General features: G+C 68.6%; 13 protein-coding genes. 3 read left to right on the plus strand and 10 right to left on the minus strand.

Going from position 1 to position 18,171, the window contains the following annotated elements; genetic code table 11:
* The 10 genes from GRF61_RS18380 to GRF61_RS18425 all read right to left on the minus strand — a co-directional run.
* Positions 1-1,723 (minus strand): ABC transporter ATP-binding protein/permease (locus GRF61_RS18380; RefSeq protein ID WP_169152078.1); only part of this gene is annotated, 1,723 nt, incomplete at its 3' end.
* Positions 1,724-1,730: 7 nt separating this feature from the next.
* A complete protein-coding gene (locus GRF61_RS18385) occupies positions 1,731-3,857 on the minus strand; it encodes a TonB-dependent siderophore receptor (RefSeq protein ID WP_169152079.1) in 2,127 nt (708 codons plus the stop codon).
* A gap of 204 nt (positions 3,858-4,061) precedes the next feature.
* Entirely contained in the window at positions 4,062-4,547 is a 486-nt protein-coding gene (locus GRF61_RS25100; protein WP_169152080.1) for a heavy metal-responsive transcriptional regulator, read from the minus strand.
* An 895-nt stretch (positions 4,548-5,442) separates the two neighbouring features.
* Positions 5,443-6,723, minus strand: coding sequence for an enolase C-terminal domain-like protein (locus tag GRF61_RS18395; RefSeq protein WP_248281322.1), 1,281 nt, complete (start codon positions 6,721-6,723; stop codon positions 5,443-5,445).
* On the minus strand, positions 6,720-7,958 hold the full coding sequence (locus tag GRF61_RS18400) for an alpha-hydroxy acid oxidase (protein ID WP_169152081.1): 1,239 nt from the start codon (positions 7,956-7,958) through the stop codon (positions 6,720-6,722). The genes GRF61_RS18395 and GRF61_RS18400 overlap by 4 nt, the downstream gene beginning before the upstream one ends.
* A 66-nt stretch (positions 7,959-8,024) precedes the next feature.
* On the minus strand, positions 8,025-9,326 hold the full coding sequence (locus GRF61_RS18405) for a TRAP transporter large permease (RefSeq protein ID WP_169152082.1): 1,302 nt from the start codon (positions 9,324-9,326) through the stop codon (positions 8,025-8,027).
* Positions 9,316-9,825 carry a TRAP transporter small permease gene (locus GRF61_RS18410; RefSeq protein ID WP_169152083.1) on the minus strand — a complete coding sequence of 170 codons (510 nt, stop codon included), beginning with the start codon at positions 9,823-9,825 and terminating at the stop codon, positions 9,316-9,318. Before GRF61_RS18410 ends, GRF61_RS18405 begins: the two co-directional genes overlap by 11 nt.
* 15 nt (positions 9,826-9,840) lie before the next feature.
* Complete coding sequence (locus GRF61_RS18415) at positions 9,841-10,935, minus strand: TRAP transporter substrate-binding protein (RefSeq protein ID WP_169152084.1); 1,095 nt, start codon at positions 10,933-10,935, stop codon at positions 9,841-9,843.
* 108 nt (positions 10,936-11,043) lie between these two features.
* Positions 11,044-12,573, minus strand: coding sequence for an indolepyruvate oxidoreductase subunit beta family protein (locus GRF61_RS18420; protein ID WP_248281323.1), 1,530 nt, complete (start codon positions 12,571-12,573; stop codon positions 11,044-11,046).
* The gene (locus tag GRF61_RS18425; protein WP_169152085.1) at positions 12,570-14,777 is read right to left on the minus strand and encodes an indolepyruvate ferredoxin oxidoreductase subunit alpha; all 2,208 of its coding nucleotides are present in this window, start codon (positions 14,775-14,777) and stop codon (positions 12,570-12,572) included. The genes GRF61_RS18420 and GRF61_RS18425 overlap by 4 nt, the downstream gene beginning before the upstream one ends.
* Positions 14,778-14,954: 177 nt before the next feature.
* Here GRF61_RS18425 and GRF61_RS18430 point away from each other — a divergent pair, with 177 nt between their 5' ends.
* From GRF61_RS18430 to GRF61_RS18440, 3 genes are all read left to right on the plus strand, one after another.
* Positions 14,955-15,857, plus strand: coding sequence for a LysR family transcriptional regulator (locus GRF61_RS18430; RefSeq protein ID WP_169152086.1), 903 nt, complete (start codon positions 14,955-14,957; stop codon positions 15,855-15,857).
* A gap of 302 nt (positions 15,858-16,159) precedes the next feature.
* Complete coding sequence (gene pobA / locus GRF61_RS18435) at positions 16,160-17,347, plus strand: 4-hydroxybenzoate 3-monooxygenase (RefSeq protein WP_169152087.1); 1,188 nt, start codon at positions 16,160-16,162, stop codon at positions 17,345-17,347.
* 209 nt (positions 17,348-17,556) lie between these two features.
* Positions 17,557-17,880, plus strand: coding sequence for a hypothetical protein (locus tag GRF61_RS18440; RefSeq protein ID WP_169152088.1), 324 nt, complete (start codon positions 17,557-17,559; stop codon positions 17,878-17,880).
* Positions 17,881-18,171 lie beyond the last annotated feature (291 nt).

Here is an 18,171-nt window from a genome sequence, read left to right on the forward strand (position 1 = left end):
CCCCCACCTCCAGCACCCGCCCATGAAACCGCGCCACGTCCGGCCGGTGCGCAATACTGACCAGCGTGGCCGACGGTAGCCGTTCCAGCATCAAGCCATACATCCGCGCCTCGTTCGCCGGGTCCAGCGACGAGGTGGCCTCGTCCAGGAACACCCAGGCCGGCCGGTGCAACAGCACGCGGGCAAAGGCGAGGCGCTGCTGTTCGCCGGGCGACAGGCGCTCGGCCCAGTTGTCGTGCTCGTCCAGCGCATCGGCGAGTTTCTCCAGGCCGACTGCGCTCAGCGCCTCCATGCATTCGCCGATGCCAAACCACTGCTCGTCGCTTGGGTAGCACAGGCAGGCGCGCAGGCTGGCGATAGGCAGGTAGCTCTGCTGCGGCAGGAACATGACCTGGCCCGCGGGCATGGCGATTTCGCCGCTGCCGTGCAGCCACAAGCCGGCCAGCGCACGCAGCAGGGTGCTCTTGCCGGCGCCCGAGCGGCCGCGTATCAGCCAGCGTTCCCCGCTGCGGATGCCCAGTTCGCCGATGTGCAGCAGCGGCTCGCCCCCGGGGCGACGCAGCTGCAGGCGGCGTACCTGCAGTTGGTCCGGCTGGCTGCCGGGACGCACCTGGATGTCGCCCTCCGCCGGCCGCGCCATCGCCGCCTGGAATTCCAGCAGGCGGCGGAACACCGAGCGCAGCAGGGCCAGGTCCTTGTAGCTGAAGATGAACCAGGACAGTGCGCTGCGCACCCGGGAGAAGGTGAGCGTCATCTGCTGCACCGCGCCCAGGGTGATCTGGCCGGCGAAGTAGCGCGGGCCGATGATGAGCAGCGGCAGGAAGGCGCCGATCTCGATGTAGCTCTCGTGGAAGAAAGTGATGCGCTTGGTGTAATCCATGATGCGCCACCAGTTTTCGCGCACGGTGAGGAAGGCGGCGCGCAGGCGCGCGCCCTCGGCGCGGCCGCCGGCGTAGAAGGCGATCTGCTCGGCGTTCTCGCGCACCCGCATCATGAGGAAGCGGAAGTGGGCTTCGCAGCGCTGCTGGTGGTAGTCCAGCCGCACCAGCGGATGGCCAATCTTCTCCAGCAGCAGGGAGCCAAGCAGCGCGTAGATCACTGCCACCCAAAGCATGTAGCCGGGAATCTCGATCTGCACCCCGGCCAGGGCGAAGGCCAGGCTGCCGGAGAGGCTCCACACAACCACCGAGTAGGAGAACAGCTTGACCACGCTGTCCAGCATGCCGAGCGAGAGATTGAGGCTCTTGCTGGCGAGCAGCTGCAGGTCTTCGCCGATACGCTGGTCCGGGTTGTCTATGCAGCCCAGGCGGGCGACGCGGTAGTAGGTTTCGCTGTCGGTCCAGCGCTGGATGAAGACCTCCGTCATCCACGCCCGCCAGCGCATCTCCAGCGACTGGAAGAACCAGATGCGGGCGGTGTCCAGCACCACGCCGACACTCGCGATCACCACGAACACGCCCATGAGCTGCCAGAAGGCGCCCTGGTCGTGGGCGCCCAGCGCGTCCCAGTAGTCGCGCTGCCAGTAGGTGAGGCGCACCGCGGTGTAGGTGCGGATGAGGTCGGTGGCGATCACCGCCAGCAGCAGCGCCCGCGCCGGCCAGCGCGCTTCCGACACCCAGTAGGGCATCAGCAGACGCCAGGCGGCGAGCAGCCGCGCCCGCCAGGGACGCGGGCCGGACACCGCGGACCGGGCCGGCGGCAGGCCGGCCTCCAGTTGCCCCATCGAGCGCTCAATACTGGGCACGGAGCGTGAGCGCGAGATTGCGCGGTTCGCCGTAGGTGTTGTACGTGTTCAGCCCGCCCAGCCGGGTGTAGTAGGTACGGTCGAACAGGTTGTTGGCGTTGAGGGCGACGGTGAAGGTCTTGTCGATGCGGTAGGACAGCATGGCGTTGACCACGGTGTAGCCGCTCTGCGAACGCAGCTCGGAGGTGCCGGTGCCGGCCTTGCTGCCGCTGACCGCGTTGGCGCCCAGGCCGACGCTGAGGCCGGCCAGCGGGCCGCTGTCGAAGCGGCGCACGCCCCACAGCTTCAGCGTGTGCTTGGGCTCCCAGGTGCTGAAGGCCAGGCCGGCGTTGTTGCGGTCCTTGAGGTAGCGGGTGTCCAGCCGGGTGTAGCCGGCCTGCACATCCCAGCCCTGGGCCGGGCTGCCGGCCACTTCCACTTCCCAGCCCTTGCTCTCGACTTCACCCTGGTTGAGGTAGTAGCCGGGGTTGCCCGGGTCTTCGAAGGAGCGATTCTTGTCCAGCAGCTTGAACGCCGCCAGCGAGGCGATCAGCCGGCCACCGAGGAATTCGCCCTTGCTGCCGATTTCGTACTGCCGGCCGGTGCGCGGGTCCAACGTGCCGCCGCCGCTCTTGTTCTGCGTCTGCGGGATGAAGATGTCGCTGTAGCTGGCGTAGAGGGAGATTTCCCGGGTGAGATCAAGCACCGCGCCGGCATAGGGCGTGATCTCGTCCTTGGTCTTGCTCGGGCTGGTGGTCCACGCGGTGGGCGTGGCTGGAGCGACGTTACGCGAACGGCTGCGGAAGTCGCTGACGCGGGCGCCGGCGATCACCGTCAGCGGCTCGGCCAGCTTCAGCCGCAGCTGGCCGTAGAAGCCGCTCTGGCGGGTTTCCGTTTCCGCGCCCAGGGTGTAGGGCAGCTCGAACTCGGGCACCAGATCCTCTCGGCCGAAGGGCACGCCGGTGACCGAGCTGGCGGTCACGCCGTCGTAACTGCTCAGCAGGCTGTCGTAGTTGTAACCGATCAGCGCGCGATGCTCGTGGCCGAAGAGCTGGAAGGGGCCGGACAGGAAGACGTCCACCGCCTCGCGCAGATAAGTGTAGTCACGCACCCTGCGGCCATAGTTCACCGTCTGGTCGGTGGTGCTGACGCCGGTGGTGGGGTAGCCGTCCTTGAAGTAGTAATCCTGGTCGCGCTGGCTCAGCTTCAGGGTGGCCTGCCAGCCGTTGTCGAAACGGTGGGTCAGCTCGGCGAACACGTCACGGGTGGTCCACTGGTAGCGGTTCCAGTCTGGATACGGATTGGTGGAACGCGAGACCTTGAGCAGGCGGCCGCTGCTCCAGGCCGGCAGGCCGGAGTACGGCACCTCGGTATCGTCGTCCTGAAGGGTGGCGACCAGCGACAGGGTGGTCGCCGGCGTGATGTCCCACTCCACCGTGCCGTAGCCCAGGTACTTGCGGGTGTGGGTGCGCTCGTAGAAGTAGTCGCGGTCGGTATAGGAGATCACGCCGCGCGCCCGCACCGAGCCGTCCTCGTTCAGCGGCGCGGTAACGTCGGCCTGCAGGTTATGGTTGTTCCAGGAGCCGGTGGAAACGCTGGCGGAGGCAGCGAAATCCTTCTTCGCCCGCTTGCGCACCAGGTTCACCACCCCGCCCGGCTCGCCGGTGCCCTGGAACAGGCCGGCGGGCCCGCGCAGCACCTCCACCCGCTCGTAGATGGGCAGGTCCAGCTGCTGGTAGCCGGACAGCGCGTTGTAGGCCGGAATGCCGTCGTTGGCCACGCCCAGCGAGTAGCCGCGGGAGCGGTACTGGCTCTGGGTGGTGTCGTTGGCGATCACGGTGACGCCGGTGACCTGGTTGAGCACGTCCGCCACGGTGAGCAGGCCCTGGTCCTCGATGCGCTGGCGGGTGATGACGGTGACCGACTGCGGAATCTCGCGCAGGGTGAGCGCCTCCTTGCCACCGACGCTGGCCTCGCTGGTGTAGCCCTCGCCGGTGCCGGTGACCACCACCGGCGCCAGCTCCTGGGTGAGCGTTTCCGCCCCGGCGCCACCGGCGCAGGCGGCAGACAGCAGCACCACCACGGCCTTGAGCCGCGGTCGCGGGTGACGGCCCGCGCTTTTCTTCCTGTTCATTGTTTTTCTCCCTGGTTCAAAAAACGTGTTCCGGATTCATGTGCAAACTGCTGCGGGTAGCCGGCGAAGGGCGCAGCAAGCCCCGGCCTCGATGCCGGGGACATCGACGCGATGATCTGTTGGGGTGTGCTCGGGACTCGGTTGCCGCGGCGGCGGCCGGAGTGCGCTCCGGCTTCGCGGCGGCCTGATCTCAGCCCGCCGGCTTCACGGAGGCGCGGCGGCGGGCCGCACGCCGGAACAGCACGAGGGCGTGGCGGCGACAGGCTGCGGCGCATCGTCGCGTATGGTCGAGAGAATGGGGCAGCAGGCCGGCGAGCCGCTGCCCGGGCAGGCCGCCACCAACTGCGCGAGCCGCGAGCGGATAGCCTCCAGCTGGGCGATCTGGCGCTCGGTTTCGGCCAGCCGCCGGCTCGCCCGCTCCTTCACCCCTTCCACCCCACGCTCCTGGTCGGCGGAAAAGTTCAGCAGATCGGCGATCTCGTCCAAGCTGAAGCCGAGCTCCTTGGCGCGCAGGATGAAACGCACCCGTTTCACCGCGCCGCGGTCGTACTCCCGGTAGCCGGAAGAACGGCGCGGCGGCTGCGGCAGCAGGCCTTCGCGTTCGTAGTAGCGCAGGGTGTCGACCGGCAGGCCCGTCTCCTTGGACAGGGTGCCTATCGTGAAGCGGGAAGTGTCTGGCCTAGCGTTCATGGCATTGAGCTTAAGAACGGACCGCACTCCAGAGTCAACAATGCAAAAGTGATAAGCAAATCGCCCTGCATGAAGGTGGGGCGGAGTTGTTGGAATGACGAGGGAGCAGGGCAAGAAACGGGAGATGCAGCCGGGTTGCTTCGGGCTTCGGGCTTCGGGCTTCGGGCTTCGGGCTTCGGGCTTCGGGCTTCGGGCGTAGGCAGACGCTATTCGCGCGCCGCCGCGGGATGGCCTTATAAGGAAAAAACCGCCCGCGGCGCCGGCAGAGCACCGCGGACGGCAAGAGGCCGGACGCCTATCCAGGGAGGAGACAATACGGCGTCCGGCCGGGAAACTGGGTTGGCATCAGCGATGCTTGAGCCTCGGCACGGTTCAGGTGAACTCCCCATGCGGCGGTTTCAGGTGAGTTCCCTGTGCTGCGAGCTGCGGCGGTCTCTCCCCTTCTCCCCTCGCGGGAGAGGGTCAGGGAGAGGGGGACGCCCCGGCAGGGGCGGCTACGTTGGAAGTCGGCGCGCGCGGCCCCCGCTCCGCGCCCCGGCCCTGTGGCCTGCAGGCCACAGGGCGCTCCGGCGGGCGAAGCAGTGCTTCACTTTTTCCCGCCTGCGCCCCGCGAGGGGAAAGGGGAGAAAAACTGCTTCGCCCGACGTCTGCGGTGACCTGAACCGCGGTACAGCATTCACGCCAGGCATCGCCCCACCACCTCTTTCCATTCGATACCGCTCCCCTGCTTTTCCATCGGCTGCGCCATGCCATGTAGTTCGGGTGAACTGTTCCTGCTACGAGCGGCGACGGTATCTCCCTCTCCCCTCGCGGGAAAGGGGAGAAAAACCGCTACGCTTGATGGTCTGGTTTGGTCTGAAGCGCGGTATAGCGCTCATCGCATCAGTTGTCGCACTCACGCCAGGTATCGGGCCACGGCCTCCTCGTTCCAGTCGACACCGCTCCCCGGCTCTTCCCCGGGTTGCGCCATGCCGTCGCGGAAGGCCAGCGGGTGGGCGAGGATGGGGGCGGCCAGGTCCATGCGCTCCAGCCAGTGCGCCGTCGGCGTGACTGCCAGCAGATGCGCGCTCACCTCCTGGAAGATGTGGCTGGAGACCGGCAGGCCGTGGCGCTCGGCCAGCGCGGCGGCTTTCAGCCAGCCTGTGACGCCGCCTATCTTCATCGCGTCCGGCATGGCGAGGTCGCAGGCGCCGGCTTCCAGCGCGCGTTGCATTTCCTCCACGCCGCACCAGTTCTCGCCCATCTGGATGGGCAGTTCGGCGGCGGCGCGCAGGCGGGCGTGGCCGGCGTAGTCTTCCTGCAGGGTGGGCTCTTCCACCCAGGCGGGGTCGAACTCGCGCAGGGCGCGCAAGCGCCGCGCCGCCTCGGGCACGCTGAGGGACTGGTTGTAATCCACCATCAGCTGCACGCCATCGCCGATGCGGCGGCGCAGGGCGCCGACGACGCGGCAGTCTTCCGCCAGCGTGGCGTAGCCGATCTTGGTCTTGATGGCGCGGAAGCCGGCATCCACCGCCCGCGCCGCCCGCTCCAGGGCCAGCGCTTCGCCGTCCATGCTGTGGCTGTCGTAGGCCGGCAGCGGCCGCGGGCTGCCGCCCAGCAGCGTGGCCAGCGGCAGGCGCTGCAGGCGGGCGAGCGCATCCCACAGCGCCATGTCCAGCCCGGCGCAGGCCATGCCGGCGATGCCGCCGCGGCCGAGCAGGCGCAGGCGGCTGGCGAGGTGGCGGTCGATGTCGAAGGGCGCCGCCGGCTGGCCGCGGATGGCTTCGCCCAGGGCCTGCACCATGGCGCGGGTGCTGGCCAGCGCCAGCGGGGTATAGGTGAAGACGTAGGCGTGGCCGGTAACCTCGCCCACCTGCAGGTCGATCAGCACCAGCGGCGCGGTGGCGACCACGCCGACGCCGGTGCGCACCGGGTATTCCAGCGGCACGTTGACCGCGCGGGCGCGTATGCCGGTGATGCGGCGTTCGTCGGCGGCAGCCAGGGCGTGGGCGTGAGCCGAGCCGGGAGTCGCCGGGGGTGTCGCCACTGGCGCCGCGCCGGACGCCAGCGGATCCGCCGATCGTCCGGGGCTGGCGGCCCGTGCCGCGCCAGGGGCGGCGCCGGGAGACAGGCCGAAACCGGCCGTCTGCGAGCTTGCTCCAGCCGCGCCGGCCGGCTCCATCGTGTCAGTCTTCATGTCTGCAGCGCCTCCTCTTTTTTCCTGTGGGCGGCGGCGTACTCGCCGGCCTGCTCACCCGCTTGCACACCAAGGGCACCAAGCCCGGCAGCCGCCGGCCAGCCTTGCGCCAGCCCATGCACCATGCCCCGCTCCAGCGCCCCGGCCCGGCTGGCACCGCACAGCACCAGGGCCCGCTCCAGTTCGGTGGCGATGAGTTGCAGCACCGCACCGGCGCCGGCTTCGCCATCCACCGCCAGGCCGTAGAGCAGCGGCCGGCCGAGGAAGACGGCGCGGGCGCCCAGCGCCAGCGCCTTGGCGACGTCGGCGCCGCTGCGGAAGCCGCTGTCCACGAACACCGGAATGCGGCCTTCCACCGCGTCCGCCACGCCGGGCAGCGCGGCGATGGCCGACAGCGCCACGTCCAGCTGGCGGCCGCCGTGGTTGGAGACGATCAGGCCATCCACGCCGCGGCGCAGCGCCTCGCGGGCGTCGGCCGGGTGCAGCACGCCCTTGAGCAGCAGCGGGCCGTCCCACTGGCGGCGCAGCCAGGCGAGGCCATCCCAGTCCAGCGCGCGGTCCAGTTCGCGGCTGAGCAGCGCGGCCTGCAGCTGCAAGGTGTCGGCGCCCTCCTCTTCCGCCAGGTTGACGAAGCCGGGCATGCCGGCGCGCAGGAAGCGCAGCAGCCAGCGCGGATGCAGGGCGATGTCGGCCAGCGTGGCCAGCGGCGGCCGGAAGGGCAGGCGGAAGCCGTTGCGCACGTCGCGCTCGCGGTAGCCGCTCAGCGGCACGTCCACCGTCAGCACCAGCGCCTGGTAGCCGGCGGCGCGGGCACGGCGCAGTAGCTGGCTGGCGATGGCGCGGTCGCGCATCACGTAGAGCTGCAGCCAGTGGATGCCGCCGGGCGTGGCGACCCGCTCCAGCCGTTCGTTGGAGGCGGTGGACAGCACGAAGGGCACACCGGCCGCCGCCGCGGCGCGCGCCAGCATGCCGTCGCCGCCGGCGCGACCAAGGCCGTTGAAGCCCATGGGCGCGATGCCGAAGGGCTGGCGCCAGCGCTGGCCGAAAACCTCGATGCCGCAATCCACCGCCGAGGTGTCGCGCAGCACCCGCGGCATCAGCGCCAGGCGGTCGAGATCGGCACGGTTGCGGTTGAGGCAGTCGCCGCGCTCGGCGGCGCCGTCGATGTAGTCGAAGACGAAGCGCGGCAGCACCCGCCGCGCGGCGCGGCGGTAGTCCTCCACATTGAGTTTCATCGGCACCTCAGGCGAGTCCGGTAAGCCGGTTCAGCCGGCGGACGGCTTGCGCCGCCCGCCGGCCGTTCAGGCAAGGTGATGCGGCAACCACAGCGACAGCACCGGGAAGATGCACAGCACCACCAGGCGGACGATGTCTACCGCGACGAAGGGCGCGATGCCGCGGTAGATCTTGCCGAGCGGGATGTCGCGGGCGATGGAGTTGATGACGAAGACGTTGATGCCCACCGGCGGCGTGATCATGCCAAAGGTCACCGCCATCACCGTGATCACCCCGAACCACACCGGGTCGAAGCCCAGCTCCACCATCGCCGGGAAGACGATGGGCACGGTGAGCAGGATCATCGCCAGCTCGTCCATCACCGCGCCGAGCAGGAAGTAGCCCACCAGCACCACCGCCAGCACGCCGTAGGCGCCTATCGGCAGGTGCACCAGGAAATCCACCGCGTTCTGGGTGAACTGGGTGATGGTGAGGAAGTAGCCGAACAGGTAGGCGCCGACCACGATCATCATGATGGACGAAGAGATGCGCAGCGCATCGATCAGCGAGGCGCGGATCAGCTTCCAGTTCAGCCGCCGCCGCGCCAGGCCGATCAGCAGCGTGCCCATGGCCCCCATGCCGGCGCCTTCCTGCACGGTGAACCAGCCACCGTAGATGCCGCCCAGCACCATCATGAACAGCAGCGCCACCGGCCACAGGCCCACCGAGCTGCGCAGGCGCGCACCCCAGCCGTGACGCTCGCCCACCGGCACGCTGTCCGGGTTGCGCCAGGCCATGAACTGCACCAGCGCGAAGTAGAACAGGATGCCGAGCAGGCCGGGCACCACCCCGGCGGCGAACAGCTGGGTGATGTCGGTGTCGGTCATGATCCCGTACAGCACGAAGATGACCGAGGGCGGAATCATGATGCCCAGGGTGCCGCCGGCCGCCACCAGCCCGGCGGAGAAGCCCGGCGCGTAGCCGGCCTTGCGCATTTCCGGCAGCGCCACCTGGGTCATGGTGGCCGCCGTCGCCACCGAGGAGCCGTTCACCGCGGCGAAGCCGCCACAGGCGGCGATTGAGGCATAGGCCAGGCCGCCGCGGCGGTGGCCGAACCACATGCGGCCAGACTCGAACAGCTCCCTGCTCATGCCCGAATTGGCGGCGAAAGCGCCCATCAGGATGAACATCGGGATCACCGCCAGGTCGTAGTCCGTCACCACCGACAGCGGCACGTTGGCGAACAGGTTGAGCGCCGGGCCGGTGCCGGCGAGCAGGCCGAAGCCGAGCACGCCGGTGACACCCATCGCCACGCCTATGGGCACGCGCAGCAGCATCAGCACGAACATCAGCACGAAGCCGCCCAGGGCCACCAGATCACGATCCATGACTGGCCTCCGTAAGCTCGCTGCCGCCAGCCGCGCTGTCCTCCAGCTTGCGGCCAGTCAAGGCCACCAGCGCGCGCCAGAGGGCGAACACCGCCGCCGCGGTGGCACCCGCCGCCGCCGCTGTCTGGAACCAGGACAAGGGCAGGCGCAGGTCGGAGGTAGCCTGGCCGCCCAGGCCGCCCACCTTCACCCACACCATCCAGGCCATGGGCGCGAAGTAGGCGGCGCACAGCACCGCCACCAGCGCGCCCAGCCAGCGTCGGCCGCGCGGCCCCAGCTGTTCCCAGACAAGGTCCACGCAGATATGGCTGCCGTGCCAGGTAGCCAGCGCGATGCCCCAGAACAGCGCGATGCCGAGCAGCATGCGCGAGCCGTCGAACCAGTCCGGCAGGGTGAAGCCGAACAACTCGCGCGAGGCCACGTTGGCGGCGGTGAGCAAGGCGATGAGCAGCAGGAAGACGGCCGCCACCGTCTCCGCCAGTGAGAGCAGGCGTTTCATGGGTACACGCTCCGCTCAGTAGGCCACGTTGCGCTTGGCCAGTTCCTGGCGGTACTCCTCCAGCACCTTGGCCGCCTCCGGCCCGCCCGCCGGCATCGCCTTCGCCCACATGTCATAGACCGGCATCACCGCCTTCTTCCACTTCTCCAGGTGGGCTTCGTCGATGGGCACGATGGTCTGGCCCTTCATCGCCGCCAGCTTCTCGCGGCCGGAATCCTCCTCGCCGCCCCAGGCCTCGCCCACGCGCGCCGCCCAGCTGTTGTTGCAGTGGTCGTCGATGACCTTGCGCTGCTTGTCGGAGAGCTTGCCGTACCAGGCCTTGTTCATCACCCAGACGAAGGAGGCGTTGTACAGCCGCATGTCGGAGTGGAAGGTGGCCGCCTTGTGCACGTTGAAGACGATGAGCGAGTTCCACGGGAAGGTGATGGCATCCGCCACGCCCTTGTCCAGCGCGTCGCGCGACTCCGGCGCCGACACCTGCACATTGCTGCCGCCCAGCAGCGTCACCATCTGCGCCACCGTGCCATTGGCCGGGCGCACCTTCAGGCCGCGGATCTGCTCCGGATCGGTGATGGGCGCCTTGGAGTGCAGGGTGCCGATGTGCATGTGGGCGAAGCACAGCTTGACGTCGGCCATCTCGCGCTCGGCGTACTTGCGGTACCAGGCGTCCAGCGCGGCCGAGCCGGGGCCGGGGTCGCGCGCCATGAAGGGCAGCTCGCTGGCGGCGAACACCGGGAAGCGGCCGGCCTGGTAGCCGGGGCTGACCCAGCTCATGTCAGCGATGCCGTCGCGCGCCATGTCGTAGTGGTCCGCCGCCTTGCCCAGTTGCTGGGCGGGGAACATCAGCACCTTGATGCTGCCGCCGGAGGCTTCCTCCACCGATTTGGCCCAAGGCGCGAAACCGGTCTTCACCAGCGCGTGCTGCGCCGGCATCCAGTGCGCCAGGCGCAGCTCCACGTTCTTCTCCTGCGCCGCGGCCGGGCTGGCGCCCAGGGTGGCGAAGGCGGTGCCCAGCAGGGCGGCCAGCGTCGCCTTCACGGCGCTACGCCTCCGGCCCCCGGCCGCTGCGTTGGCGCCACAGCCGTGTTGCTGCTTGATTGCCTTGTTCATTTTCGTCTCCTCCATTGTGGTTTTATATGCTGCGGTTACTGCGGTGCTGCGGTAATGGGAGCCGACTGCCGACGGCCCCGGTCTTCAGGAATTTCTGAAATCGCTCCCTCATGAAGTCAGCGCGTCCTCCTCCTGCCGGCGGCGCATCAACCGCACCGGCACCGGCCGCGCCGCCGGTTCCGGCAGGCTGAGGCTGCGCGACAGCGCCTGCCCGGCGGGATCGGCCAGCGCGGCTTCGCGGGCGGTGCGCAGCGTGGCGGCGTCGGCGCCCTGCTCCGCCGCGTCCAGAATCAGGCCCAGGCTGCGGCGGCCACGGGCGGCGGTGTCGCCATAGCCCTTGATGAGGTTGCCGCAGCGCGCCAGCTCCAGCGCCGCCGCCGGTTCGTCCGCCAGCCGGGCGGTGATCGCCGCCAGCCAGCGCCGCATGGCGGCCTGCTCGGTGGCGTAGCGGGCGCTGCGCGGGCGCCAGCGCTTGAAGCCGCGCAGCAGGCACAGCGCGGCGAAACCCGCAACGGTGTCGCTGCGCAGGCGCAGGGCGAAGCCGCGCCGCTGCGGTCCGGCCCGGCGCTCCAGCCACTGCGCCAGCCGCGGTGGCAGCAGGGAACAGAGTTCCTCCATGCCCGGCTTCAGGTATTCGGTCACGCGCAGCACCTCGCCCGGCTTGGCGCCGACCTCGCGCCGCAGCCGCTCCAGCCGTTCGCCGCGGGTCTTCAGCTCCGCCACCCGCACCACGTCCTCGTAGCCCATCCACAGGGCGAGGAAGCGCGCCACCTCGGCGCCCACCGCGCCGGCGCCGCCGGCCTCGCGCTCGCGGGCGCACACCTGGGTGACTTGCTCCAGGTAGCGGCGGGCGTAGGCGGCATCCTGGTAATCGGCGAGCTGGGCACAGCCCTCGGCGGCCAGCGGGCGCACCGGCGGCGGCAGCGCGGCCAGCGCCGCGTCTACCTCGGCAGGCAGCGGCAGCGACTGCGCGGCGGCGGCCTCGCGCTCTTCGGCGGCGGCCTGGCTGCGGGCGGCGGCGCGCTCGTAGCCGGCGGCGAAGCCGCGCAGGCTGGCCTCCACCGCCTTGCCGGAGCGGCGTATCGCCGCCTCGCAGGCATCGCGCGGGAAAGGCAGCCGGCCGGAGCCGACCATGGCGCCGAACAGCACGGTGTTGATGATGGTGCCCTGGCGCCAGGCGATGTCGCGCATGTCGAAGGCGATGACTTCGCGGGCGAGCTCGCGGGCGGCGTCGAACACCCGCTCGCCGTCGTAACGGCCGTCGCCCATCTGCATCTTCTCCGCCACCGCGTATTCCCGGTGGGTGGAGAACACCAGCGTGGTGCGCGCCGGATCGGCCAGGCCGTTCTGCAGCACCCGGCCGGCTTCGACCAGCTCGGAGGCAGCCACCAGGTCAACATCGCCCGGCCCCGGCGTCAGCGCCAGCACCGGCTGCCGGCCGCCGAGCGCGGCGCGCGGCTGCGGATACACCTCCAGGTAATAGGTGGTGGCGCCGGTGCGCTGGGCCACGCCCGGCACCGAGGTGCTCTGCACCGGGAAATCCAGCGCGGTGGCGACGTCGATGATCCAGTCGGACAGCACGCCGCCGCCCTCGCCGCCCAGCGCGGCGACGAGTATGGAGACCGGTTTCTGCATCATTGGAAAGCTCCGGCAGGCAGGGAAAGCGGGCGGGCGCGGCCGGCGAGCACGCCGATGGCGGCCTGGCGCAGGCGGTAGAGCGCGCGCTCCCACCAGCGCGGGTTGGCGACGATATCCACCTTGTAGAAGGAGGGACAGAGGGTGCCGGCATGCGCCGCCGCGCCGCACAGGCCGCAGCCGACGCAGCCCTGGTTCACCGTGGCCACCGGGTCGATGCGCAGCGGGTTGGGGTTGGGCTTGATGGTGAGCGAGGGGCAGCCGGACAGGCGCACGCAGGCGTGGTCGCCGGTGCATACCCCGTCATCCACCGCGAAGCGGGTGCGTTGCACGCGCTGGCCGGCCTGCAGCCGGCGGGCGTTCAGCGGCTTCAGCTTGCGCTGGCGTTCGAGTTGGCACTCGCCGTCGGCGATCACCACCTTGAGGCCGCCTTCCAGCGTGCTCATCGCCTCTTCCAGCGTGCGCAGCATGTTGCCGACCTCGTAGCTGGGCACCTTGCGCACCCAGGACACGCCGACGCCGCGCAGCGCCGCCTCGATGTCCAGCGCCGCTTCCTTGCCGCTGTCCGCCTCCCGCACCGAGGAGGGAATCGCCTGGGTGCCGGTGGCCGAGGTGTAGCCGTTCTTCAGGATCACCAGCACCGAGTCGTGGCGGTTGTACACCGCGTTCACCACGCCGGAGGTGAAGCCGTTATGCCAGAAGCCGCCGTCGCCCATGATGCTGACCACCCGCTTGTCCATCATCGGCGCCACGCCGGAGGAACTGGCGAGGCCGAGGCCGTAGCCGAGCACGGTGCTGCCGATGTTGAACGGCGGCAGCGTGCCGAAGGTGTGGCAGCCGATGTCGGCGCTGACGTGCAGCGGCCCGGTGCGCGCCTGCAGCAGCTTGAGCGCGGCGAACACCGGCCGCTCCGGACAGCCGACGCAGAAGCCCGGCGGCCGCGCCGGCACCGGCGCCCCCAACGCGGCGGCAGCCTGGCCGCGCAGCCTGCCGAGGCGGCTTGCATCTTCCACCCGTTCGGCCACCGCCTGCGCCAGCGGCGCCTGCGCGGCCGGCGCGGCCGCCACCGGATGGCGGGCGAAGAAGGCCGCCATGCCCTTCAGCAGCACCTCGCCGTTGTATTCGCCGGCGCGGGCGAAAGCCTCGCCGCCGTGGATTTCCGTCGCCAGCCCGGCCTTGCGCAGGATGGCGGCCAGCGCTTCCTCGATGTATTTCGGCTGGCCCTCTTCCACCAGCAGCACCGCCTGCTTGTCGCGGCAGAAATCCGCCACCTCGTCCGGCACCAGCGGATAGACCACGTTGAGCACATAGATGGGCAGCGGGCTGCGGCCGAAGGCGTCCGCCAGGCCGAGTTGCTGCAGCGCGCGGATCATGCCGTTGTAGAGGCCGCCCTGGACGATGATGCCCAGCCCTTGCGCACCCTCCGCGCCCTCGGCCTGGCCGTCGAAACGCTCGTTCAGCCCGGCCTCGCGGATGAAGCGCTGCGCCGCCGGCCAGCGCTCCTCCACCTTGTGCCGCTCCTGGGCATGGATGGAAGGCGGCAGGCAGATGCGGCCGTAGTCGAACTCCGCCTTCTCCAGCGCCTGTCGGCGGGAGTAGCGCGGCGGCCGGTTGTCGCTACAGGTGAAGCTGCCATGCACGTGACAGGCGCGGATGCGCAGCTGCAGCAGCACCGGCGTGGAAGAGGCTTCCGACAGCTCGAAGCTGCGCTCCACCGCGGCGACGATGGAGGGCAGGTTGGGCCGCGGGTCCAGCAGCCACATCTGCGACTTCATGGCGAAGGCGTGGGTGCGCTCCTGGATGATGCTGGAGCCTTCGCCGTAGTCCTCGCCGAGGATGACCACCGCGCCACCCTTGACGCCGGCGGAGGCGAGGTTGGAAAGCGCATCCGAGGCGACATTGGTGCCGACGGTGGATTTCCACGTCACCGCGCCGCGCAGCGGGTAGTTGATGGAGGCGCCCAGCATGGCCGCCGCGCCCGCCTCGGAGGCGCTGTTCTCGAAGTAGATGCCGAGGTCGTCCAGCACCTCGCGGGCATCGCCGAGCACGTCTATCAGATGGGAAACCGGCGCGCCCTGGTAGCCGCCGATGTAGCTGACGCCCGATTGCAGCAGCGCCTTGGTCACCGCGAGTATGCCCTCGCCGTGGAACACCTCGCCCTCGCCCAGGGTCAGCTTGGCGACCTCGGCGGCAAAGGAACGCTCCATGTCTCTCTCCTTTTGCTTTTATCCAGCGTCCTGCTCGCTGCACCGCCACGGCTGGCGTGGCTTTGCGGCTGCGGCGCCGATGTTGTGGAGCTAAGACTAACGGCCAGTTCGCATCGAACCAACGCATCGAATGTATGTTACAAATCGACGCCATCTATTCGATGAACGAGGCTGGCGATGGAGCAGTTCGATCTCAACCTGGTGCGCATATTCACCACCCTGTACGAGACCGGCAGCGCCACCCTGGCCGCCGAGCGCCTGGAGCTGACGCAGCCGACGGTGAGCTACCGTCTCGCCCGCCTGCGCGAGGTGTTCTCCGATCCGCTGTTCGTGCGCGACCAGCGCAGCCTCAAGCCCACGCCGCGCGCCGAGGCGCTGTACCGCAAGTTCCGCGAGGCGCTGGCGACCATAGGCGAGGCGGTGGAGGAAACCCACCGCTTCGATCCCCTCACCGCCCGCCGCACCTTCAACCTGGCGATGTCGGACATCGGCAGCATGTACTTCCTGCCGCCGCTGGAAGCCGAGCTGCGCCGCCGCGCACCGGAGATCGCACTGGAAGTGCGGCAGGTGCCGGTGCCGGAGATCGTCGAGCAACTGGCCGCCTCCAAGATAGACGCCGCGCTGGGCAACCTGCCCACCCTGCGCGGCCACACCCGCAGCGTGCCGCTGTTCCGCGAGCACTACGTCTGCCTGGTGGGCCGCGACCACGCCGAGCGCCTGGGCGGCCGCATGCCGCTGGAGACCTTCCGCGACGCCCGCCACATCGTCGTTTCCTCCAGCTACTCCGGCCACCAGCTGGCCGAGGACGCGCTGGCCGACCAGGGCATCACCCGCCGCATCGCCCTGCGCACGCCCTACTACAGCTCCCTGCCGCTGCTGATCGCGCAGAGCGATCTGGTGGCCCTGCTGCCCTCCCGCGTCGCCGACACCTTCGCCGCCCAATGCGCGGTGGTGTCGCTGCCGGTGCCCGCCCAGCTGCCCGGCTTCGAGGTGAAGCTGCACTGGCACCCGCGGCATGAATCCAACCCGGCGCTGAACTGGCTGTTCGGCCGCATCGAGGCGGTGCTGGGCGCCTTGTAAGCCCGGCCGGGCGGCGCCCATGTCGCCAGCATGGCGCCGGGCTCCACTTGCCGATCGTGCATGGCCTTTCGCGCCCCCCGACTCTGATCAGGCACCGCCGCGATCCGCCGAAATCCCGCAAATCACAGGATTGATGGGCGAACGCTCGCCCTTTTCCATGCTGCATCGCGCCAATCCAACGCTGCTGGCGCGACTTACGAAAAGTACAAGCATTCACCCCGCCGCGTTCAAGCGCCGGCCTGCTCCGGCTCCTATAGTTGAGTCGTCTATAAGACAGCATTCATCCAACGGAGAGAGAGACCATGCGCACGCAGATCGGCATCATCGGCGGCGGCCCGTCCGGGCTTTGCCTCGCCCGCCTGCTCAGCCTGAGCGGCATCAAGAGCGTCATCCTGGAACGCCAGACCCGCGACTACGTGGAAGCCCGCATCCGCGCCGGCATCCTGGAACAAGGCATGGTGGACCTGATGCGCCGCGCCAAGGTCAGCGACCGCCTCGACAAGGAAGGCCTGGTGCACGACGGCATCGTGCTCGCCTTTGACGGCCGCGAGGAACGGGTGGACATGGCCTCCCTCACCGGCGGCAAGCGCGTCACCGTGTACGGCCAGACCGAACTCACCAAGGACCTCTACGACGCGGTGCTGGAAGACGAAAACGTCACCGTGATCTTCTCCGCCGGCGACGTCGAACTCTCCGGCTACCTCGAAGGCTCGCCCAAGCTCAGCTACACCAAGGACGGCAAGCGCTCCACGGTGGAATGCGACTACATCGCCGGCTGCGACGGCTACCACGGCGCCTCCCGCGCCTCGGTGCCGCGCGGCATGATCCGCGAATTCGAGCGCGTCTATCCCTTCGGCTGGCTGGGTCTGCTGGCCGACACCCCGCCGGTGCACGAAGAGCTGATCTACGCCAACCACGAACGCGGCTTCGCCCTCTGCTCCCAGCGCTCCCACACCCGCAGCCGCTACTACGTGCAGGTCGGCCTGGACGAGAAGATCGAAGACTGGTCCGACGACCGCTTCTGGGACGAAATCCGCGCCCGCCTGCCGGCCCACATCGCCGAACGCATGGTCACCGGCCCCTCCCTGGAAAAGAGCATCGCCCCGCTGCGCAGCTTCGTCGCCGAACCCCTGCGCTTCGGCACCCTCTTTCTCGTCGGCGACGCCGGCCACATCGTCCCGCCCACCGGCGCCAAGGGCCTGAACCTGGCCGCGTCCGACATGTACTACCTCTCCACCGCGCTGATCGCCTACTACAACGAAGGCCGCAGCGACCTGCTCGACCGCTACTCCGAAGTCGCCCTGCGCCGCGTCTGGGCCGCCGTGCGCTTCTCCTGGTGGTTCACCTCCATCACCCACAAGTTCGGCGGCGACCCCATCGAACGCAAAATCCAGATCGCCGAACTGGATTACCTGATGAGCTCCACCGCCGGCAAGACGACCATTGCGGAAAACTACGTCGGGTTGCCGTTCGATCCGAGCTTCAAGTAAGCACAGGGTTGCGCCGGTTCGCCGGCAGGTGGAAATGAAAGGGGCGCGTCCGCAAGGGCGCGCCCCTTTCATTGGTAGGGCACTTTTCACGCGTTTACTCGTAGCAAAGGGACAGTCTCCCCCCCCCACAACATCCGCCACTACGGCCACACACTCAAAAGTCGAAATCAACCACCTTGAATCTCAAACAAATATCGAATTAGATCTTTATGATCAAAAAAAACGGTAAATCAGCATTAGCGAGGGTTCTACGCGTGGACGTCCTTCTCACCATTATTGGCGCACTTCTCGGCTGGGGCATTTCACACATCTACTATTTGAAAGCACTCAATGACCTCAAGGCAGATGCCGACGAACGACGAAGAGTGGAAGAGCTCTTCCTGCGCGGAATCGAAAGTGTCGGGAATATCAAGTACTCTCGGGACGACTCAGGAAAGGTGATGGGCGTTGTCATCGAACTGAGAGGATCTGCTTCTGGACGCGCAACTGCAACGGGTGATTTAACAGTCGGCCGTCCTGACAGTAGCCAATAGCATCGCTGACTATTCCATCAGGCCCGTTTTGCACAACAAATTCTGCATTGGCCCTAAACAGACTAGGTCCCTGCGATTGAAATTTTCCGCAGGGTCAGAATTTAGAAACGAGCGAAATCCGCTGTCTATTCCTCAATTGCTTCGCCTACGAGCCAGGTGGAGTTATCTCAAACAAAACTTGCACGTCGATTAATGAGCAATTCTTCATGCGCTTAAGGTCCTACCGGGATAGTGGGTTATCGAACTCGATAACCCACTGTGAATTTAGAGATCCCACCCGGTTCTTCCCCC

Source organism: Azoarcus sp. TTM-91, assembly GCF_012911025.1.
Lineage (GTDB): Bacteria > Pseudomonadota > Gammaproteobacteria > Burkholderiales > Rhodocyclaceae > Azoarcus.